This window comes from Anabaenopsis sp. FSS-46 (assembly GCF_029891665.1).
Classification (GTDB): domain Bacteria; phylum Cyanobacteriota; class Cyanobacteriia; order Cyanobacteriales; family Nostocaceae; genus Anabaenopsis; species Anabaenopsis arnoldii.
Genome location: NZ_JANQDG010000061.1, coordinates 23,359 through 42,507, shown reverse-complemented (window position 1 = coordinate 42,507; position 19,149 = coordinate 23,359). Strand labels below are relative to the sequence as shown.

The window sequence follows — 19,149 nt, the reverse complement described above, 5'->3', positions numbered from 1 at the left end:
ACCGTACTTGTTATGCTAATTTAACAACTGGTTCGAGGGAACAGGGAACAGGGAACAGGGAACAGAGATTAAGAAGGAATATTCAGGCATTTTCTTCAATAACCAACATTATTTCCCTTATACGGTAAGCTTTTTCGGATTTTATCAAAACAATTTAGCATATTAGGTACTGAAGAACCATAATTATCAATAAAATCAGTAATTTCCTGATAAAAAACCTGCCCTTTTTCCCTACTACTACTTGCAGTTACTAATAACCTTAAAGTTTCCACCAATGAACCGATAGTAGCATCACAAACCAAATCAAACAACTGACTTAAATCATCTTGGTTTTGTTGTCCATAGCCCAAAGCATGAATATAATCATTACGAATTTGATTATTAATCACTACAATAGGATACCCGGCACGAATTAACAATAAATTCATTAATAATCTAGCCGTTCTGCCATTCCCATCTCGAAAAGGATGGATAGAAACAAAACGATAATGTGCCATGGTTGCATATTCTACAGGATGGAGTGTTAAAGCAGCATCTGAATTGACCCAGGTCACAAAATCTGTCATTACTTGAGGCAGTAAATAATGGGGAGGATAAATATAATTTGTCCCTGCTGCCATTACATCTAATTGCCGATAAAAACCCGCTTCATTAGGGTGAATTTTCCTCAGAATTAGATTGTGAATTTGTTTAATTTCCCATTCATTAATTACTGTATCTTTTTGGGCTAAACTCTCAATATAGTCAATCGCTTCCTTATGTCCAATTACCTCTAAATGTTCATCAAGAGTCTTACCACCAATTGTAATTCCCTTGGTTAACACTAACTCAGTTTCACTTTGAGTTAAAGTATTCCCTTCAATGGCATTAGAGTTATAAGTAAAGCGGACATCATACAGCTTTTTTAGTTCGGCGACTATTGTTTGGTCAAATGGTCTAAAGTCATCTAACCAGGCTTTTAACTTGTCTATTTGTTCTAATTTAAGCTGGTAATTCATGCTAATATAGTTACTGATTAAAGCAGTTAAGGAAAAATCTTTTTTTTGACTTAAACCAATAACCTGATCAATAAACCGTTCATAAAGTTGAGAATAGGATACTAGCATAGGGTCTATGTTCATCCTGTAAATTATCCGTCCTTGGTGGAACCGTTCCCTGTTTTCTCTTACCTAACTTTTCGTTGGCAAAGAAATAACCTGTACTTCGCTGATTTTGAACAACTGCTGATCATTCGTAATCAACACTGCTGCACACTCCCAAGCACTCGCAAGAATAACAGCATCGGGAATCTTTAAGCTATATTTTCGTCGTAATTGAATCGTTTTTTCGGCAATAGTCGCATCTAGAGATACTTCGATAAGAGTTTTTAGAGTTGAGCGAATTAGATTCTCTTCCTCCAAAGATAAACCCTTAAAAGACAAAATCTCAATACTTGTGATCACAGAATAACCTATGTTACCATTGGGGACAGGTTGGGTTAATTCTTGATTGAACAATGAGATGAAAATATTAGTATCAATGAGATAATCCAGTTTCATCCCACTCACTCCGGATTTGCTCTTGCCAAGCTAAAGCATTAACCCCTTGAAAAGCTGTAATTTTGCCTGAGAGTTGGTTAATGGGATGTTCTAAAGCATGATCAAGATTGGATTGACTAGCAACTGCTTGGCTGTGGAGTTTTTGACCCAGATATTGGAAAATATCCTGTTTTTCTTGCCAAGATAATTGTTCAAGTAAACTAAATACTTGTTCTTTGGTAATTCGCAAGTTCAGCATTGCTTAAATCTCCATATCTTCTATTAGGTAATTGGTAATTGGTGATCAAATCTCTCTGTTCATCCTGTAAATTATCCGGCTTTGGTGGAACCGTTCGGTGTGTGCCATAAAACTTTTCTGTGCAGGCACTTTAACCCATACTTAAGTGTATAATAACTCTTGGCAATCACCACCTGACAAACCGCCCCAGACATGAGCAATCAAATCTACTGTCTCAACCCAGACTGTCTGCACCCCAACCCGGATAATTTTCAATACTGTCAGCAATGCGGTAGTAAGTTAGTGCTGACAGAAAGATACATACCCCGCTCAATCTTAGGTCAGGGTGGTTTTGGGCGCACATTTCTAGCTACAGACCAATATAAACCATCCCAGCCCTACTGTGTAATTAAGCAGTTTTTACCCCAAGCTCAGGGAACTGATACCATTGAAAAAGCATCCCAGTTATTTGCACAGGAAGCACAAAGATTAGAGGAGTTGGGTAAACATCCCCAAATTCCTGAGTTAATGGCTTATTTTATCGTCAATGGTCGCCAATATTTAGTACAAGAATTTGTAGCAGGAAAGACCCTACAAACTGAATTAGATCAAAAGGGTGTGTTTTCAGAACAGCAAATACGCGAATTATTACCAGAACTGTTACAGATATTAGAATACGTCCACAGCAAACAGGTTATACATCGAGATATCAAACCAGAGAATATTATTCGCCGCAGCAGTGACAACAAGTTATTTTTAGTAGACTTTGGCGCAGCTAAAGTAGTTAAACCACAACAGCGCACAGCAACAGGAACAATTATCGGCTCTGCGGAGTACTGCGCTCCTGAGCAGTCCATGGGGAAACCATTATTTACTAGTGATTTATATAGTTTAGGGGTAACTTGTCTCCATTTATTAACAGGGGTGAGTCCCTTTGATTTATATAGTCCCCTAGAAGGGGAATGGGTATGGCGAGACTACCTAAATGGGAATGTGGTAAGTGATGAGTTGGGGGAAATGCTGGAAAAGTTAGCCCATCCTATCCCTAAGCGCCGTTACCAGTCTGTGAGTGAAGTGATTCAAGCTTTGAGTCCGGTTAGTCCAGTAGTTACCCCGTCATCCAGTGTTTACCGTGACCAGGGAAAATCGGATTTAGCTCTGGCTGATTATAACCAAGCTATTGCGATTAATCTTAATAATGCTGATGCTTACATCCGCAGCGGTAATGTTTACCGTGACGAGGGAAAATGGGATTTAGCCCTTGCTAAGTATAACAAAGCTATTGCCATTAAACCTAATTTAGCCGATGCTTACTACAATCGCGGTGTTGTTTACCTTCAGCTAGGAGACATTAACAAAGTTAGGGAAAACCTGCAAAGAGCAGCGCAATTATTCTTAGCCCAAGGTAACAATGGTGCTTATCAACAAATTATCAGCTTATTACAATATTATGCTGATACTTACCTCAGTCGTAGTCTGGTTGACGCGCAGCAGCAAACAGGGGAAGTGATGAAGTCAATCAAAAACTGGGTCAGAGATTTCAGGAAGTGAGTATGTTAATGCCCAGCTGATACAATGAGTAACCTAGCTTGTAAATCTTCATATGTAATGGCTCGCACACCCACCCTACAATTTAACCGAGGTACTTTAATTTTACATCCACCACCACGGGGTAAAGGGTGGATGGATTACGCTACATGGGATGACCGGGTGGAAAAGTTTCGGATTCCGGCGATTAATTATCGCGCTGTGGTGGAAGCACTGCAAGGGGAGGAGGTATATTTTATTGATGAAGCCAAGGAATTTTACCCGGTGGATTTAATCCCCAGTTTAGAAATGGAGCCTTACCCCCACCAAATTGAAGCCTTAACGGCTTGGAAATTGGGGGGTAGACAGGGGGTTGTGGTTCTCCCCACGGCGGCGGGAAAGACTTATTTAGCACAAATGGCGATGCAATCTACACCCCGGACTACCCTAATTGTAGTGCCGACTCTGGATTTAATGCATCAGTGGTATGCTCATTTAGTGGCGGCGTTTCCTGATGCTGAGGTGGGTTTGTTGGGGGGTGGTTCGGGCGATCGCACGGCGATTTTAGTGGCGACCTATGATAGTGCGGCAATTCATGCGGAAAGTTTAGGCAATAAATATGCTTTAATAATTTTTGATGAATGTCATCACTTACCAACAGACTTTGGGCGGGTAATTGCTGAGTATTCTATTGCTCCTTATCGGTTAGGACTCTCAGCTACACCGGAACGTACCGATGGGAAACACGCTGATTTAAATATACTCATCGGGCCAGAAGTCTATCGCAAACGCCCTGAGGATTTAGCGGGGGGTGCTTTAGCTCACCATGAAATTGTGCATATGAAGGTGAAGTTATCCCAGCAGGAGCGAGAGAGATACAACCAGTTAATTCAAACCCGTAACGACTTCCTCCGCCAGTCTAAAATTTCCCTGGGGAGTATTCAAGGTTGGCAAATGTTTGTCAAAATGAGTGGGCGATCGCCAGCGGGTCGTAGAGCTATGTTAGCACACCGGGAAGCGAAAAATATTGCTTTAGGTACTGATGGCAAGTTGCGAATTTTAGCGGATCTATTAGCCCAACACTTCCCGGAGCGGATTTTAATCTTTACAGCTGATAATACCACAGTATATAGAATTTCCCAACAGTTATTAATTCCCGCCATTACCCACCAAACTCCTGTCAAAGAACGGCACGAAATTCTCACCAAGTTTCGAGAGGGTGAGTATAATACCTTGGTAGCTTCCCATGTCTTAAATGAGGGGGTTGATGTTCCCGCTGCTTCCGTAGCCATTATTTTATCCGGTACTGGTTCCACCAGGGAGTATATACAGCGGTTGGGTAGGGTGTTAAGAAAGGGGAATGTAGCTAATAAACAGGCGATTTTATATGAAGTAGTAGCAGAAGATACCAGCGAAGAGGGAACCTCCGCCAGACGCAGGGGGGTGGATCACCAAAGCCAGAGCAGGGAAAAACACCCAGAGAACAAGGGGAATTTACGGGTAATTTATGGCGGGGGTCAAGGTAGAGTCCCCAAAGCAGCAGAACAGTTAGACATTAAATATTCAACAGATCAGGGAAATGTTACCGACGGATTTACTGAGTCATCGCCAGAACGGAGAGGAAATCATTCCCAAGAGATTGAAGATTGATCGCCATAGTTTGGAGTTAGCGCAGGAGTTAATTAATTGTTTTGAGGGAGCGCGGGGTAAGTCTGTAGGGTTGCTAGAAAGTCAACTGTTAGACCTAGAGGGAGACGGGACAGATTACCGAGTCAAGCGGGGGTTAGGTTATATTCTCAAAAGCAGTTTCTGTACCTTTGAGGTAGTTAGTCCCCTAGAACCACCCATGTTAAGAGAGCGGGTATTTAGTTTAGCCTCCCAGTCTGTTTGTAGTAGAGAATCAACCCAAATTATTTTAACTAGAATTGCTGATGAACTGAGTCAGCAACTGCAAAGAGAAGTTTTATGGGAACAAGTGCGGGATGGGTTATATGCTGATTTGAATGAAAATAAGATTTTAACTAGTTTTGAAGCACCCACGCCCGTAGAATTATTAAATAGATATAACTTGTCTCAAGTCCAGGGAATTTTTTATAAAGCCAGTCAGTTAACTTTAAATGCTCATCGCAATGTGCCGGGGCAATATAAACTATTATTTCGGTATTTAAAATTGTTTCAATTGATGGCGTATATTGAGGGGGATGCTGACCATGGATTTACAATTACTGTTGACGGTCCGACAAGTTTATTTAGACCGAGTACAAGATATGGACTGGCGATCGCCAAATTAATTCCCGCCTTGCTTCATGTGACTAAATGGAGTCTTTGCGCCTCCTTACAGAGCAGAGATTTTGACACCCAAGAATGGAAAACTCGACGTTTTACCCTCAACTCTGAATGTGGCTTAGTCTCCCACTATTCCCCCGGTAAACCTTACGATAGTATGTTAGAGTCATCCTTTGCCGAGAAATGGGATGTACTCAAAACCGATTGGGTATTAGAGCGAGAAGTAGATTTAATTCCCATACCTGGTAGCGTCATGATTCCCGACTTTCGCCTAGTACATCCTGATGGACGTGACTACTTGCTAGAAATAGTTGGTTATTGGCGACCAGAATATCTACAAAAGAAATTTTATCAAGTGCGGCGTTCTGGATGTGAGAATTTAATTTTAGCCATTTCCGAAAGATTGAACCTAGAAAAAGCTGGAGTCAAGTTAGATAACGTCCCCGCCAAAATAGTCTGGTTCAAAGATAAACTTTTACCCAAAGCCGTGTTAACAGTCATAGAGGGAGACCAATAAAACCTCAGTGGTAACTCAGGTTAAAAAAACTCCACCTCATTTAACCTTGCTTCCAACAAATCTAATAACTCATTCACATCCTTACCCACCTGTGCAAAACAAACCGGGGGGGGAGGTTCAGGCGCAAACTGAATCAACTTCAGTTCACCCTTACCAATTGCAATCATCAACACTTCCACCTCAGGATCATGATGGTCAATAATTCCCAAAATTTCCTGAAGACGATTTTCTACCTTCTGATTTAAAACCTCAATCGCCCCTTGAGGACAATAAATAAAATGGGGACTAGGCTGTAAATCAATACCCAGGGTACCCTGCTCATTACCATTTTGTAACCACAACCCCCAAAAAACAGCCGCCAAATCGCGGTGATTATCCCTAACAAACTTATCTAACTCAACACGCCACTTGCTATTATGGGAAACCGCGCCACCACTACCAAACATCATAAACTCTCTGCGCCTGGTGCGCCTAGTACGTGAAACCTATCTTACCCCAGTTTGTCACCAAAACTGCAAAAACCGCGCCACCACAGCTAAACATTCAGATATTATAACAGAATTGAAAATTGTCCAAAGGTATCTTGAACACCAAACTAACCAATGATAGAATCTTGCTGCTTAACTAGCAGATCAACCGCCATGGCAATTAATGCTGGTGCTGCTAAGTTAAAAACTTTACCCAAAATCAAACAGCCGATAACGGGTCAAATTTATTGCGAATACTCGTGTTAGTAGTCAAGTCAGGGCTGACAGATAGGGCTTTTGGTCAGCCACAGCTAAGGTCATTTACCATTGGGTGAAACCGATATTACCACCATAGGGGAGAGGAGAGCATCTGGCTTTTGTAATCTGATTCTTCGGTGAGAACAGCTGAAGACGTGTCACCATAGTACAGGAGTTGCCTAAAGATGCAAAAGGAGATCAAACCTTGAAAAGTCAGCAATTCGGGAATTGGCAAACTACAGTTTTGGGTATTGTATTAGCACTGGTTGTCCTTGTGGGTGTAAATTCCTTTGTGATTCTCAGCCCGGGACAAGCAGGAGTCATCAGCATCTTAGGTAGAGCTAGAGATGGGGCGCTACTGGAAGGTATTCACATTAAACCACCGCTTATCTCAGTAGTTGATGTGTATGATTTGACAGTACAAAAGTTTGAAGTCCCGGCGGAAAGTTCTACCAAGGATTTGCAAAATTTATCTGCAAGATTTGCGATTAACTTTCGCCTTGATCCGGCGCAGGTAGTTGAGGTGAGAAGAAGACAAGGAACTTTAGCAAATATTGTTTCAAAGATAATTGCGCCGCAAACACAGGAAGCGTTTAAAATCGCGGCGGCCAGAAGGACGGTAGAAGAAGCAATTACCAAAAGAAGTGAATTAAAAGAAGATTTTGATTTAGCCTTGGGCGATCGCTTGGCTAAATATGGGATAATCGTTTTAGACACTAGTGTAGTTGACTTGAATTTCTCACCGGAGTTTGCCAGGGCTGTAGAAGAAAAACAAATAGCTGAACAACGGGCTCAAAGAGCGGTTTATGTAGCACGAGAAGCTGAACAGGAAGCGCAAGCAGATGTTAATCGCGCTAAGGGTAAAGCGGAGGCTCAAAGACTTTTAGCAGAAACCCTCAAGGCTCAAGGGGGAGAGTTAGTTCTGCAAAAAGAAGCAATTGAAGCTTGGAGAACTGGTGGCGCTCAAATGCCGAAAGTTCTCGTTATGGGTGGTGAAGCCAAAGGCAGTGTACCATTCATTTTCAACTTAGGTAATGTTTCCGACCAGTCATAATTTAGGTTAATCATAGCGGGGTGGGCTATACCCACCTCACACACACCACTAGCAAAACTCAACCAGAACATAAGAAACTAAGTTATGTCAACTCCCAACCATCAAAATCTCACAGTCTCAGAAGCCAAAAAAATTCTGAACAAATTCAACTGCTTAGATATAGCACCTATCCTCAAACCCTCAGAGGAGGCTTTAGTGCGTCGGTCTTTAATTTTGGTAACTAGTATTTCTGATTACCAAATATTGGGAATTTGTGCTGATACAGCCGCAGAAGGGATACTGGCGATGAGAACTTATTCTTATGCTTTTGGCTATGAAGCCCCGAGTAATTTACCAACACCAGAAGGTCCAGTTTATATCAAATTGAATGGCAAAAATGGTTTATGTTATCTTGATTCCTATGCGGGACATCATCGGGGAGTATTAATTTCTTGTCAATCTTATCGTGAAGGGGGAATTAACGAAATGTATGGACATTTGCCCCTGGATTTGTTTGCTTAGATCAGATTGGTAGTGAGGATTTTAGTCTTCTAGTTTAGATCAGGTTTGTAGTGAGGACTTTAGTCCTCTATGGATACAGCCGGATTTGATGGGAGTAGGTAGGCAGGGCGGGCAAGAAGCCCAGCCCACAATCAATATTTATGCTTATAATAATTAAAATAGCAAAATTTATATGAGTGTTATTACATTACAATCAGTTAAAAAAGATTTTGGGATCAAGGAAATTTTAAGAGATGCCAGTTTTAGTTTAGATGCTACTGATAAAGTGGGTTTAATTGGTACTAATGGTTCTGGTAAATCAACTTTGTTAAAAATGATTGCCGGATTAGAATCAATTGATAGTGGACAGATTACTTTTAGTGCTGGTGCAAAGGTAATTTACTTACCCCAGCAACCAGATGTAAACGAGAATTACACAGTTTTAGAGCAAATTTTTGCCGATAGCGGTGAGCACTTGTCTTTAGTACGTGAGTATGAGGAACTATCTCAGAAACTTGTTGATCATCCAGAAGATAGTCAGTTGATGTCTCGCTTGTCTGGGGTGATGCAAAGGATGGAAACCACGGGTGCTTGGGAGTTGGAAACCAACGCGAAAATTATTTTAACTAAGTTAGGAATTTCTGATTTTGATGCGGTGGTTGGGACTTTATCAGGGGGATATCGCAAGCGCATTGCTTTAGCTACAGCTTTACTATCGGAACCAGACGTTTTACTGATGGATGAACCTACTAACCATTTAGATGCGCTGTCTGTGGAATGGCTGCAAAGTTATTTAAATCGCTTTCGTGGTACGCTGTTACTGATTACTCACGATCGCTATTTCCTAGATCAGGTCACAAGCCGGATTATTGAAATAGACAGAGGTGATGTTTACACCTATGCAGGTAATTATTCATATTACCTGGAAAAGAAAGCTTTAGCCCAAGAGTCGGCTATGAGTAGCCAACGTAAACATCAAGGTGTATTACGTCGGGAATTAGAATGGTTGAGTCGGGGTCCAAAAGCCAGGAGTACTAAACAAAAAGCCCGAATTCAACGCATCCAAGCCATGCGGGAAACTGAGTTTAAACAAGTTCAGGGTAAAGTGGAGATTTCCACAGTTAGCCGCCGCATTGGTAAAAAGGTGATTGAATTAAATAATGTATCTAAGGGCTATGATGGCCGCACTCTGATTAATAATTTCACCTATGAATTTAGTCCAGAAGACAGGATTGGGATTATTGGGGGTAATGGTACTGGGAAATCTACTTTAATGGATATGATTACCGGGCGGATTCAACCTGATTCTGGTACTGTGGAAATTGGGGCTACGGTTCACATTGGTTATTTTGACCAGCATTCTGAAGAGTTACTCGCGGCGGTAGATGAAAATCAGCGGGTGATTGACTATATCAAGGAAGAAGGGGAATTTGTCAAAATCGCCGACGGTACTCAAATTTCGGCTTCGCAAATGTTGGAGCGATTTTTGTTTCCGGGAAACCAGCAGTACGCGCCAATTCATAAATTATCTGGGGGCGAAAAACGCCGTTTATTTTTGTTGCGAATTCTCATTGGTGCGCCCAATGTGTTGATTTTAGATGAACCAACTAATGATTTAGATGTGCAAACATTGGCGGTACTAGAAGATTATTTAGAAGATTTTGCGGGGTGTGTAATTGCGGTTTCTCACGATCGCTACTTTTTAGATCGGACTGTAGATAATGTTTTTGCCCTGGAGGAGGGCGGTAATCTGCGACAATATCCAGGTAATTACTCAGTTTATCTAGATTACAAAAAAGCAGAAGAGGAGCTAGAAAAACAACAGCAAGCAGCGAATACTCAGGAAAAACCAACCGCAGCACTTAAGGTGAGCAGTTCATCTACAGTGACGGAAAATAAAAAGCGTCGCGGACTGTCAAATTGGGAAAAGCGGGAATTTGGGGAGTTAGAACTTAAAATTGCCAAGTTGGAATCTGAGAAGGCGGAAGCGGAGAAAGCCTTGAGTAGTCTATCTGGGGGGAATTACACTCAGGTCCAAAAACTCTACGAACAGGTAGAAAACCTGAAGCAGTCCATTGATATAGCTACAGAACGCTGGTTAGAATTAGCGGAGATGGAATCTTAAGAAAAACGGTAAGAATTTATATGTCAGTTAAAGTTGGTGATACCGCCCCTGATTTTACCCTGAGCGATCAAAATGGCTCTAGAGTCAGTCTGAGGGATTTTCGGGGCAAAAAAGCGGTGGTTTTATACTTTTATCCCAAGGATGACACACCCGGATGTACGGCGGAGTCTTGTGGGTTCCGGGATCAATATGAGGTGTTTAAAACTGCGGGTGCTGAAGTGATTGGCGTGAGTGGAGATTCTCCGCAATCTCACCAGCAATTTGCGGCAAAATACAATTTGCCTTTCACTCTCTTGAGTGATAAAGATAACAAGGTGCGTAAGGAATACGGCGCTACTATGGCTTTTGGTTTTGTTCCTGGCCGTGTAACTTATGTAATTGATCAAGAGGGGGTTGTGCGGTTTGTTTTGGATACTATGTTTAATTTTCAGGCTCACGTAGAGGAAGCTCTGAAAATTTTGCAAGATTTAGCTGTGAAATAAATCCACCCATCACCCCTCCCCTGATTAAGGGGAGGGGACTAGATTTACTTACTTATATAAGTGGGATTTGTCCCCTACTGGATGATTAACATGGGCTGAATTACCATTCTTACCGTTGGTATGACCGTTGGTCTTGCGGGGTTGAATGACACCGTAACCGCCGTGGTTGCGTTCGTAAACTACGTTAATTTCGCCACTTTCTGAGTTGCGGAACATATAAAAGTCGTGTCCCACCAGTTGCAGCTGTTCTGTGGCTTCTGCAAGGGTCATGGGTGGCATGGTAAAGTATTTTGTCCGGATCACCTCATTGGGTAATTCGGGGGTGCGATCGCCGATTAAATCGGCGGCTACCGGTTCGGGAACTAAGGCTTGATTTGTGGGTTGTCCGTGAGTTTTTTGATCTTGACGTCTTTCTTTATATTTTCGCAGTTGACGGGCAATTTTATCTGCTACTAAGTCAATGCTGGCGTATAGGTTTTCGCTGCTTTCCTCCGCGCGGATGACGTTACCATTGGCGTAAATAGTCACTTCCGCTGCTTGCTTGGTAGTAATTCGGGGATTGCGGGCGACGCTTAGATGTACATCCACTTCATTAGTGATGTGTTGAAAGTGACTGACGGCTTTTTCAATTTTTTGATGTACATACTCCCGAATTGCATCGGTGATTTCAATATTTTTGCCGTGGATGACAAGCTTCATGTAAACTCTCCCACTGATATATTTTTTGATGTGAATTTGTTTTGTATGAATGGATGTCGCGGTAATATCGCGCATTACCGCCAAAACAAATTTTGAACAATTTTAATGTACTCTCTATCGGATCTTCGATCTGGTTTGAGATGCAAACTATTTATGATATTGATCGGCCAGTGCATTCGTTGTGATCCTGTTGGGCTTGATGCTTGATGCAGAGAATTCCTCCTAACACCATTGAGGTCATATATCTAACGTAGCACTTTGTATTCTGTAATGCACATTTAGTTGATGTTCCTTTAAAATCCTTTGCATAGCTTGACATTTGTTGCTTCAAGTCTTGTCATTTGCAATATATTTGGTCAATAAGGTAGTTGATTTTTGGCATGATCCGTAGTATGGAAACAGATCACAGAAGTTGTTTGTTATTTAATGTGGGATTGATGCCATATCTCGATGCTCTTTCATGGCAGCGATCGCTCTTGACTCAGCGCATTCATCACCCTAGTCTAGAGGATGTGTTAATCTTGCTCGAGCATCCCCCTGTCTACACTTTGGGACAAGGAAGTAACCCGGAATTTCTCAAGTTTGACCGACAAAATACTAAGTTTGATGTCCACACAGTTGAACGGGGCGGCGAAGTGACTTACCATTGTCCTGGTCAGGTGGTAGGTTATCCGATTTTAAATCTGCGACATTATCGCCAAGACCTGCATTGGTATTTAAGGCAATTAGAAGAAGTATTAATTCAGGTATTAGCTGTTTATGGCTTGTCGGGCGATCGCCTTGTGGGTTTGACTGGTGTTTGGCTAGAAGGACGAAAAGTAGCCGCCATCGGGATTAAAGTTAGCCGTTGGATTACTATGCATGGGTTCGCGCTCAATGTTTGTCCTGATATGTTAGGCTTTCAAGAGATTATCCCCTGTGGTATTGCGGATAAGCCTGTAAGTAGTTTAGCCGAATGGATTCCCGGTATTACCTCTCAAGAGGTACGTGTTCATATAGCCCGGTGTTTTGCCGAAGTATTCGGCGTGGAATTAGTCGCGGATGGACTAAACCGCTGGAGCAGCGGAAATCACCAACAATACTAGCAGTACCATCATCAGGATACTGAGTTTAAATATCAGGTAAGTGGTAGGGTCAGATAATGTGAGATTGTGAGTCATCTTACACCTCCATTTGCTGGGTTCCTACCTCCATTGTGGCTCAAAAATGCCTAAAATAGTGCTGATGTGAACTTTCAGTAATATTTTGTAGCATTCCTACACTGGGGCAGATTTTTGATATTCTATCCGTAGTTGTGGAATATCAGCGCGGTCACTCTCAAAAAATACAATCCGGTTGAGTTCTTGTAAACCCAATTGTGTAAACTGGGCTAGTTCGGAACTAGACAAAGGCCAAGGCGGTCCATCAGGTTCTACCTCAGTTTCGCGAAACCGATTAATCAATAGTAAAGTACCTGCTGGTGCAACTACAGAAGCAACCGATGTGATCGCGGTTGAGCGGATATTCAAGGGTAGAGCTTGGATATTCCTGATTTCTATAACTAAGTCAAAGGCTTGTTCCCAGTGTGAGGGAAGGGCTAACAAATCTACAACGACATATTTCACAGAGGAATCAGGAAATCTTTGCTGACACCAGTTAATAGCTGTGGGGGAAATATCAAAGGCGGTTACTTGAAATCCCCTGGTTGCTAAAGCTTCCGCATCATCCCCTAAACCACACCCAATTACCAGGGCTGATTTTCCCTCACCTTCAGGGTTAGTAGTCGTCAACCAATCTTGTAAATAGGGGTGAGCGGTTAACTTCGCCCAGGGGATTTGGGTAACATCACCCTGGGACTGACTATACAAAACATCAAACCAGGCGGTAGGATTTGAGTCCTCTATGGCTTCAGTGGCTAGTTGTTTTACCCTTTGCTGTAAATTTTGTGGCTGTTTCTCAAACATCTTTTACCTCTGGTTAGAATAAATTTATACATAAATACCCCCAGAAATTATGAGGGAGTTGGGGGGTATTCAATTCTGATGACTAGCTATACAGGGTTAGGTTGGTTTTTACCTTGCAGTAGCCGAATAATCGCGGTTTTTTCTAAAATTCCCACAAGTACCCCATTCTCAGAAATCACAGACAGGGTGGATAATTTGCGCTGTTCGAGTAGCTGTACTACTTCTAACAGGGGTTGATCTGATTTGACTGTGGTAGATTGCTCAATGGATTTCATGACGGCGCTGATGGGGGTTTGTGTCCATTGGGTTGTGGGAATACCTCGCAAATCATCCAGGTTAATTACCCCTACTAATCTTCCCTCTTCATCAGTGACTAGGAATTTCCTCCAGTCTTGATTTTGGAAAATTCTTTGATCGGCAAACTCTCTAAGGCTAGTATGAGCAGATACAATGGGGCTATCAGAGGTAACAGCATCTGCTGCTGTTAAACCTGTGCATTTTTCCTGTACTCTGGCAAATTGCGCTGCTCTACCGGCATTTTGCAGCAGGAAGAAACCAATTAATAGGTTCCAGAAGTTGGCGAAGCTACCAAAGAATACTAGTGGAATCACACCAGAGGCGATCGCCACCCAACCAAATACTTGTCCGACTCTACTGGCAAAGGATACACCTTTATAGGGATTTCCTGTAATCTTCCACACGGCTGCTTTGAGGATATTGCCACCATCTAGGGGTAAGCCGGGAATCAGGTTAAATAATGCTAAGGCTAAGTTAACGGAGGCGAGAACACCAAGGATGGCTGCTGTTGCTCCTGTGGCGGTGGTGGTGACATTAATTACTGTAAATGTCGCATACAGCAACAAGCTGACTAAAGGACCGGCGATCGCCACCCAAAATGCTTCCCCTGGGGTTTGGGACTCTTTTTCTAAGCTAGCTAGACCGCCAAATATAAACAGGGTAATAGATTTTACATCAATTCCCTGATGAATGGCGACAAAACTGTGTCCTAATTCATGGGCGACGACTGAGGTAAACAATAACAACGCCGTCATCAGTCCCAGTAAAAAAGCTAATCCCCCAGATAACCAGGGAAATTGTGCTGTTAGTCCACTACTGTAACTCCAAGCTACTAAGCCCAGCACGAGAAACCACGACGGATGGATATAGAAGGGAATCCCGAAGAGATTGCCAACGCGAATTGTACCATTCATGCCGTACACCTTTGAATACGTCTGCTGTATCCAATAATTGTAACGTAATATTAAAATCTATTAATTTATTCCCCAGTTGTGGTAACCGCACTAAAAGGGGCGGTTTTTAGCTTAAACAGCAACCTGACAACTCACTCTTAGAGGTTGTCACCTATGGAGATTCTGGAGTCTTTTGCAAGCGAATCAAGGTATTATAAACTTCTCGTTTTAACTCATTGTTACTTTGTAGCTCCATAGTGATTTTGTTGAATTGATCAATACTGAGTCCATTATTTTCGACTATTTTCTGAGAATTATTACAGTAAGTTACAGCGATATTTTGAGCCTGGCGTGGTAACTCTTGCATACTCTTGGGGTCGTTACAAAAGATTCTGGGCATTTCTCCACCCCCAATTAGTTTTTTAATTTCATCAAAAGCCTGTTGTCGGGGTGTTTCCATTGCCAAAATAGCTTGGGCGTAGTTGGTAATCTCAGTATTATTAACGGAATTGTTTACAGGTGGTGTTTGACCATCGGCTTGGTAACTGAAGGTAAGAGCGCTAGTGATGAAACTAGCAGTGGTGAGAATGCCTAAACATAGAATCTGGGAGAGCATATGTTGCAGACTAGTGTGACAAAATAAATTAGGGGTTGGTTTCATAAAGTCTATGACACACAAGTATAATAGGAATAGTTAATAGCTTTGAATTATTTTAGGAGTTAGAAGTTCCAACAAAACTGCCTGTGAATAAAATTTTTATCTTTTTGATCTTTAATCTTTACCAGAACAACCTCTGTTTGGGTGGGGAAACTCCTCTAAATAAGTGGGCTGAATGAATCAAGAATCCCCAGCGCTTCTAGCCTTGGGAGTGTCTACGAACTTGGCATACTTGACAAATTTCTATAACTTTTGTCTGTAGTGCGGATACTTCAGGGGATCCTTGCTTGAGACTTACTTCTAATTGTAGTAGTAGTGGCAAGCAACAGATGAGTTGCTCTAGAGAAAGTAATTTGACTTCTTGCTGTAAGAAGTAAATGCGTTTAGGGTTGTTAATTTCGGCTACTTGGGCGATCGCTTGGGGGTTACGTTCTCCGTTTTCCATGGCTATCTTTACTAATAACCAGGTACGGAATTGACCTATGAGAGTAGCAACTATCCTTAGTCCCGGTTCCGCAGCATTGATCAGATCGGCCAAAATGCTCAAGGCTTTGGGTGTATCTCCCATTCTAATTGCTGCTGCTAATTGTAAACTATTTTGGGTAGTATTTCTGACTAATTGCGTAATGGTATCTATGTCTAGAGGCTTAGTGGTATTAGTTGTATAAAGTCGCAGTTTTTCCATTTCATTATACAGCAAGCGTGTATCATTACCTACAGCCTCAGCTAAAAGTTCCGCACCGCGGGAAGTTAGTTTCACCCCCACAGTTTCAGCCACTTGATTGACGGACTGTACCAGCAATTCTGTTTTCCAAGGTGGGATGAGGGAAAATTCTCGAAATTCACTAGCGCATTTTTTGAGTAATTTAGTGGATTTGATGCGTTCATCTGGTTTGTTGCGACTGGTGAGTAATAACCAGGAGTTATCGGGAATGACTGACAAAGTTCGCGTTAGTTCTGCTAGAATGTTCTCTGGGCAATGCTGACAGAGTGTGCTATTGACTAGCCACACCAACCTTCCACCAGCACCAAAGGCTGGTGTCATCACTTGATTTAAACCAGCAATTGCTGCATCTGGTTGATCTGGTGATAGGATCGTATAGTTAAAACTTATCCACAGGGGATCAAGGATGCGATCGCGCAATGTTGCCACTGCCTTTTCCATGGCGAAATCATCTTCACCCCAATATACATAGATTGGCATAAGTTCACCCCAGATCAGATGCTGATATAAGTGGACAGAAAAAATAATATTCTAAGATAAGCAGTCAGATTTATGATTACATCAAAAACAGTGCAGCAATTACCGGCGCAATGGATAACACCAGAAAATTTTCGGTCTTATGGTCAGGTAATTTTGCCTAGTGAAGATGGCAAGAATTTTGATGGGAAAGATGCGCAATTAAACTTACAGAATGGGACACCGCGATTTTATATTATGAGGCTAGAAAATCGGGGTTGTAAGTTTGATAAAATTACTCGTCATTTACAATGTACCCAATGTTTAGGTTCTTTAGGAGGAAAGGACTGGTTGATGGCTGTTTGTCCTCCTCATAATCATTTAAATGAACCAGTATTAGCCCAGATGGCTGCTTTCCGTATACCGGGAAATTGCTTTATCAAATTAAACGAGGGTACTTGGCACGCGGGACCCTATTTTAGACATGAAGTTGTAGATTTTTATAACTTAGAACTGGCTGATACTAATGTAGTGGATCATTTCACTCATGATTTATTCGAGAGTCATCAGTTAGAATTTGAGATGGTGATATAATTCAGATAGTATACACCCTGAATAATGTTGGTATTCTGTGTTGATTTATAACCAATAGCAGTTACCGGGTTGTGCTGAGATATTATTTAACTTTTATATATGGAATTGCCGCCTTATAGCATGCAGGGGTGTATCGTTGAACTGCTCAAAATTAGAAGGGAATCAGCGGAATAAATTTTGATAACAGAAACCGCGTTAATACCAATAAGTTAAATAGTATGAAAGACTGAAGGCAAACATCGCGAAAATTACAGGAATGACATTAATCAGTTCCAGTTTTCGTTTAGTGAAAATTTGCCACAGGTTCATGATGATAACTACAGGCCATAAAATCGTTGTGACTAGAAACATCACAAAAGATAAAAATTTCTCTTCGGGGGTAGAAGTTGGATGACGCAGAGAAAATTTTAGCCAATTGGTGAAGAAATAGCAGCTCATCAGGAAATAACTTAATAGTAATGTTACTTGGATCTGATTCATGTTTCACACTCCTTATGATTAGTACCACTCAAGTGAATACAGCTATTATATGATTGGATTTCCCAAAATACAGATATATGTAACTTGGATCTTCTTCCTTCTGATACTGCACTAATATTTTTTAGTGAGATAGATAATATTACCCCTGAGAAGTAAACAGTATTTATGGTTAATTTTAGCTAAAAATTAGTGGGTGGCAATTATGACTAATTTTCAGTTAGACCAATTTACATTAATTCATTCTGGAACCAGTTGTCACAGGGGTGTAACCCCCGGTAACCAACTATACAAAAAGAATGTATCAGTCATAGAAATCCTGTGACCAATGTATAAATAATCAAAAAAAATACGCAGAGTAATTCCCGATTTTGCCATTCTACTTTCTGGTATTACTTAGTAGGTAGGCAGTAATAATTGTTTTAGCTCAATAAGGCATGGAGATTTACAGCTTGGAATTAGAAAGCATGCGATAACTATAGCCGAGATGGGAATCTTTTTGAATGTATTGTTTCATCCTATCGAGGTCAATAAATTCGTCAGCAACATCAATTAAATTATCGCTGGTCATGGTTCGCAAACTAACCAATTCAACGCGAGAACCTGTAGCGGTAACTGCATTGACCGCATAGGCTAAATCTCCGTCTCCACTAACTAAGATAGCTGTATCATAGTAAGGAGCTAAAGTAATCATATCCACAGCAATTTCTACATTCAAGTTGTGTTTTTTTGTATGGTCTGCCAGTTGTACTTCTTTGGTAACCACACGATAACCATTTCGACGCATCCAAAAAAGAAAACCTTGTTGCTTTTCGTTAGGGCGTGAACGTGTAGAACCTAGTCTTGAGGTATCGATAGCAGTGTAAAAGAAAGCTCGCAACAAGCGCGAACCCCCAGTTAAATAACACAGCAATTTGAGATAGTCGATTTCAATACTCAATTGCAAAGCTGTTTGAAATAGACTGACGCCATCAATGAAAATAGCTACTCGACCACGATTTTGAATATTTAATGAGGAAGCATCAGGTAATTGCTCTATTTTTGGGGAATGTTCATTTTTGGCACTATTTTTTATTAAGTTTTTTCTGGGTAAATCAGGTTCTTCCTGTGGTCGTTTGTGGGGCTTTTCTGCTTTGGTAAAATTGGTGCTAGTCATTGACTCCTCTAGATTTTAAATTTGGCAACGCTTGGGGGTAATTTGTCAATAGTCTGGTTTCATGGCGTAAATAGAGCTACCATTTGCAACAGTTTAAATCCCGAAATCAAAGTTTTTTGATGTTACCAAGGGGGGACTAGTTGCAAATAAACTCAAATTGTCCTAATTGTAGAGATTCCCAAATGTAAAGCCCAGAGCAGTGATTCAATCTGGTTAACGCAGGTTTTACGCAATCTTTCCAGTGCCTACAGGTATGTTTTTCATGACTTACTGCTAATGCATATAGGTTGACTACAGGAGA

General features: G+C 41.4%; 20 protein-coding genes. 9 read left to right on the top strand and 11 right to left on the bottom strand.

What is annotated here, in order from left to right; genetic code table 11:
- Nucleotides 1-95: 95 nt before the first annotated feature.
- The 3 genes from NWP21_RS06455 to NWP21_RS06445 all read right to left on the bottom strand — a co-directional run bounded on the left by NWP21_RS06455 (nucleotide 96) and on the right by NWP21_RS06445 (nucleotide 1,776).
- Nucleotides 96-1,106 (bottom strand): Fic family protein, encoded by a 1,011-nt coding sequence (locus NWP21_RS06455; protein WP_280792054.1) that lies wholly within the window; start codon nucleotides 1,104-1,106, stop codon nucleotides 96-98.
- Between the two features lie 63 nt (nucleotides 1,107-1,169).
- Nucleotides 1,170-1,538, bottom strand: a complete 369-nt coding sequence (locus NWP21_RS06450) for a type II toxin-antitoxin system VapC family toxin (RefSeq protein ID WP_280792053.1) — start codon at nucleotides 1,536-1,538, stop codon at nucleotides 1,170-1,172.
- Nucleotides 1,516-1,776 carry a hypothetical protein gene (locus NWP21_RS06445; RefSeq protein WP_280792052.1) on the bottom strand — a complete coding sequence of 87 codons (261 nt, stop codon included), beginning with the start codon at nucleotides 1,774-1,776 and terminating at the stop codon, nucleotides 1,516-1,518. The genes NWP21_RS06450 and NWP21_RS06445 overlap by 23 nt, the downstream gene beginning before the upstream one ends.
- A 192-nt stretch (nucleotides 1,777-1,968) precedes the next feature.
- On the opposite strand from NWP21_RS06445, the gene NWP21_RS06440 reads away from it, so the two are divergent.
- The 3 genes from NWP21_RS06440 to NWP21_RS06430 are packed head-to-tail and all read left to right on the top strand — an operon-like array spanning nucleotide 1,969 to nucleotide 6,085.
- Nucleotides 1,969-3,306: a tetratricopeptide repeat protein gene (locus NWP21_RS06440; RefSeq protein ID WP_280792051.1), complete on the top strand. Its 1,338-nt coding sequence runs from the start codon at nucleotides 1,969-1,971 to the stop codon at nucleotides 3,304-3,306.
- Between the two features lie 57 nt (nucleotides 3,307-3,363).
- Nucleotides 3,364-4,932, top strand: a complete 1,569-nt coding sequence (locus NWP21_RS06435) for a DEAD/DEAH box helicase family protein (protein ID WP_280792050.1) — start codon at nucleotides 3,364-3,366, stop codon at nucleotides 4,930-4,932.
- Entirely contained in the window at nucleotides 4,862-6,085 is a 1,224-nt protein-coding gene (locus NWP21_RS06430; RefSeq protein ID WP_280792049.1) for a DUF790 family protein, read from the top strand. The genes NWP21_RS06435 and NWP21_RS06430 overlap by 71 nt, the downstream gene beginning before the upstream one ends.
- Nucleotides 6,086-6,105: 20 nt before the next feature.
- Here the strand turns inward: NWP21_RS06430 and NWP21_RS06425 are convergent, their stop codons facing one another.
- Nucleotides 6,106-6,534: a hypothetical protein gene (locus tag NWP21_RS06425; RefSeq protein WP_271734820.1), complete on the bottom strand. Its 429-nt coding sequence runs from the start codon at nucleotides 6,532-6,534 to the stop codon at nucleotides 6,106-6,108.
- A 481-nt stretch (nucleotides 6,535-7,015) separates the two neighbouring features.
- On the opposite strand from NWP21_RS06425, the gene NWP21_RS06420 reads away from it, so the two are divergent.
- The 4 genes from NWP21_RS06420 to NWP21_RS06405 all read left to right on the top strand — a co-directional run bounded on the left by NWP21_RS06420 (nucleotide 7,016) and on the right by NWP21_RS06405 (nucleotide 10,951).
- The gene (locus NWP21_RS06420) at nucleotides 7,016-7,864 is read left to right on the top strand and encodes a prohibitin family protein (protein WP_280792047.1); all 849 of its coding nucleotides are present in this window, start codon (nucleotides 7,016-7,018) and stop codon (nucleotides 7,862-7,864) included.
- A gap of 84 nt (nucleotides 7,865-7,948) precedes the next feature.
- The gene (locus NWP21_RS06415) at nucleotides 7,949-8,365 is read left to right on the top strand and encodes a DUF1824 family protein (protein ID WP_280792046.1); all 417 of its coding nucleotides are present in this window, start codon (nucleotides 7,949-7,951) and stop codon (nucleotides 8,363-8,365) included.
- Nucleotides 8,366-8,537: 172 nt separating this feature from the next.
- On the top strand, nucleotides 8,538-10,469 hold the full coding sequence (locus NWP21_RS06410; protein ID WP_280792045.1) for an ABC-F family ATP-binding cassette domain-containing protein: 1,932 nt from the start codon (nucleotides 8,538-8,540) through the stop codon (nucleotides 10,467-10,469).
- 20 nt (nucleotides 10,470-10,489) lie between these two features.
- Nucleotides 10,490-10,951, top strand: a complete 462-nt coding sequence (locus NWP21_RS06405; RefSeq protein ID WP_271734813.1) for a peroxiredoxin — start codon at nucleotides 10,490-10,492, stop codon at nucleotides 10,949-10,951.
- A gap of 48 nt (nucleotides 10,952-10,999) precedes the next feature.
- Here NWP21_RS06405 and raiA read toward each other — a convergent pair whose 3' ends face one another.
- Nucleotides 11,000-11,650, bottom strand: coding sequence for a ribosome-associated translation inhibitor RaiA (gene raiA, locus NWP21_RS06400; RefSeq protein WP_280792044.1), 651 nt, complete (start codon nucleotides 11,648-11,650; stop codon nucleotides 11,000-11,002).
- Nucleotides 11,651-12,030: 380 nt separating this feature from the next.
- Here raiA and lipB point away from each other — a divergent pair, with 380 nt between their 5' ends.
- Complete coding sequence (lipB, locus tag NWP21_RS06395) at nucleotides 12,031-12,735, top strand: lipoyl(octanoyl) transferase LipB (RefSeq protein WP_280792043.1); 705 nt, start codon at nucleotides 12,031-12,033, stop codon at nucleotides 12,733-12,735.
- Between the two features lie 171 nt (nucleotides 12,736-12,906).
- Here lipB and NWP21_RS06390 read toward each other — a convergent pair whose 3' ends face one another.
- The 4 genes from NWP21_RS06390 to holA all read right to left on the bottom strand — a co-directional run bounded on the left by NWP21_RS06390 (nucleotide 12,907) and on the right by holA (nucleotide 16,645).
- A complete protein-coding gene (locus NWP21_RS06390; RefSeq protein ID WP_280792042.1) occupies nucleotides 12,907-13,593 on the bottom strand; it encodes a class I SAM-dependent methyltransferase in 687 nt (228 codons plus the stop codon).
- A gap of 86 nt (nucleotides 13,594-13,679) precedes the next feature.
- Nucleotides 13,680-14,804 carry a site-2 protease family protein gene (locus NWP21_RS06385; protein WP_280792041.1) on the bottom strand — a complete coding sequence of 375 codons (1,125 nt, stop codon included), beginning with the start codon at nucleotides 14,802-14,804 and terminating at the stop codon, nucleotides 13,680-13,682.
- A gap of 151 nt (nucleotides 14,805-14,955) precedes the next feature.
- Nucleotides 14,956-15,444, bottom strand: coding sequence for a DUF4168 domain-containing protein (locus tag NWP21_RS06380; RefSeq protein ID WP_271734807.1), 489 nt, complete (start codon nucleotides 15,442-15,444; stop codon nucleotides 14,956-14,958).
- Between the two features lie 196 nt (nucleotides 15,445-15,640).
- Entirely contained in the window at nucleotides 15,641-16,645 is a 1,005-nt protein-coding gene (gene holA, locus NWP21_RS06375) for a DNA polymerase III subunit delta (protein WP_280792039.1), read from the bottom strand.
- 72 nt (nucleotides 16,646-16,717) lie between these two features.
- On the opposite strand from holA, the gene NWP21_RS06370 reads away from it, so the two are divergent.
- Complete coding sequence (locus tag NWP21_RS06370; RefSeq protein WP_280792038.1) at nucleotides 16,718-17,215, top strand: ureidoglycolate lyase; 498 nt, start codon at nucleotides 16,718-16,720, stop codon at nucleotides 17,213-17,215.
- 195 nt (nucleotides 17,216-17,410) lie between these two features.
- Here the strand turns inward: NWP21_RS06370 and NWP21_RS06365 are convergent, their stop codons facing one another.
- Both NWP21_RS06365 and NWP21_RS06360 read right to left on the bottom strand, forming a co-directional pair.
- Entirely contained in the window at nucleotides 17,411-17,695 is a 285-nt protein-coding gene (locus NWP21_RS06365; RefSeq protein WP_280792037.1) for a hypothetical protein, read from the bottom strand.
- Between the two features lie 442 nt (nucleotides 17,696-18,137).
- Nucleotides 18,138-18,848: an NYN domain-containing protein gene (locus NWP21_RS06360; protein WP_280792036.1), complete on the bottom strand. Its 711-nt coding sequence runs from the start codon at nucleotides 18,846-18,848 to the stop codon at nucleotides 18,138-18,140.
- Between the last annotated feature and the right edge of the window lie 301 nt (nucleotides 18,849-19,149).

Excerpts from the sequence above, each read along its gene's own strand:
- NWP21_RS06435 (WP_280792050.1), top strand. The coding sequence starts at position 3,364 with ATGGCTCGCACACCCACCCTACAATTTAACCGAGGTACTTTAATTTTA.
- NWP21_RS06440 (WP_280792051.1), top strand. The coding sequence starts at position 1,969 with ATGAGCAATCAAATCTACTGTCTCAACCCAGACTGTCTGCACCCCAAC.
- NWP21_RS06370 (WP_280792038.1), top strand. The coding sequence starts at position 16,718 with ATGATTACATCAAAAACAGTGCAGCAATTACCGGCGCAATGGATAACA.
- NWP21_RS06380 (WP_271734807.1), bottom strand. The coding sequence starts at position 15,444 with ATGAAACCAACCCCTAATTTATTTTGTCACACTAGTCTGCAACATATG.
- NWP21_RS06360 (WP_280792036.1), bottom strand. The coding sequence starts at position 18,848 with ATGACTAGCACCAATTTTACCAAAGCAGAAAAGCCCCACAAACGACCA.
- NWP21_RS06425 (WP_271734820.1), bottom strand. The coding sequence starts at position 6,534 with ATGATGTTTGGTAGTGGTGGCGCGGTTTCCCATAATAGCAAGTGGCGT.
- NWP21_RS06405 (WP_271734813.1), top strand. The coding sequence starts at position 10,490 with ATGTCAGTTAAAGTTGGTGATACCGCCCCTGATTTTACCCTGAGCGAT.
- NWP21_RS06385 (WP_280792041.1), bottom strand. The coding sequence starts at position 14,804 with ATGAATGGTACAATTCGCGTTGGCAATCTCTTCGGGATTCCCTTCTAT.
- lipB (WP_280792043.1), top strand. The coding sequence starts at position 12,031 with ATGATCCGTAGTATGGAAACAGATCACAGAAGTTGTTTGTTATTTAAT.
- NWP21_RS06410 (WP_280792045.1), top strand. The coding sequence starts at position 8,538 with ATGAGTGTTATTACATTACAATCAGTTAAAAAAGATTTTGGGATCAAG.
- NWP21_RS06445 (WP_280792052.1), bottom strand. The coding sequence starts at position 1,776 with ATGCTGAACTTGCGAATTACCAAAGAACAAGTATTTAGTTTACTTGAA.
- NWP21_RS06455 (WP_280792054.1), bottom strand. The coding sequence starts at position 1,106 with ATGCTAGTATCCTATTCTCAACTTTATGAACGGTTTATTGATCAGGTT.
- NWP21_RS06450 (WP_280792053.1), bottom strand. The coding sequence starts at position 1,538 with ATGAAACTGGATTATCTCATTGATACTAATATTTTCATCTCATTGTTC.
- NWP21_RS06390 (WP_280792042.1), bottom strand. The coding sequence starts at position 13,593 with ATGTTTGAGAAACAGCCACAAAATTTACAGCAAAGGGTAAAACAACTA.
- holA (WP_280792039.1), bottom strand. The coding sequence starts at position 16,645 with ATGCCAATCTATGTATATTGGGGTGAAGATGATTTCGCCATGGAAAAG.
- NWP21_RS06365 (WP_280792037.1), bottom strand. The coding sequence starts at position 17,695 with ATGAATCAGATCCAAGTAACATTACTATTAAGTTATTTCCTGATGAGC.
- raiA (WP_280792044.1), bottom strand. The coding sequence starts at position 11,650 with ATGAAGCTTGTCATCCACGGCAAAAATATTGAAATCACCGATGCAATT.
- NWP21_RS06430 (WP_280792049.1), top strand. The coding sequence starts at position 4,862 with ATGTTACCGACGGATTTACTGAGTCATCGCCAGAACGGAGAGGAAATC.
- NWP21_RS06415 (WP_280792046.1), top strand. The coding sequence starts at position 7,949 with ATGTCAACTCCCAACCATCAAAATCTCACAGTCTCAGAAGCCAAAAAA.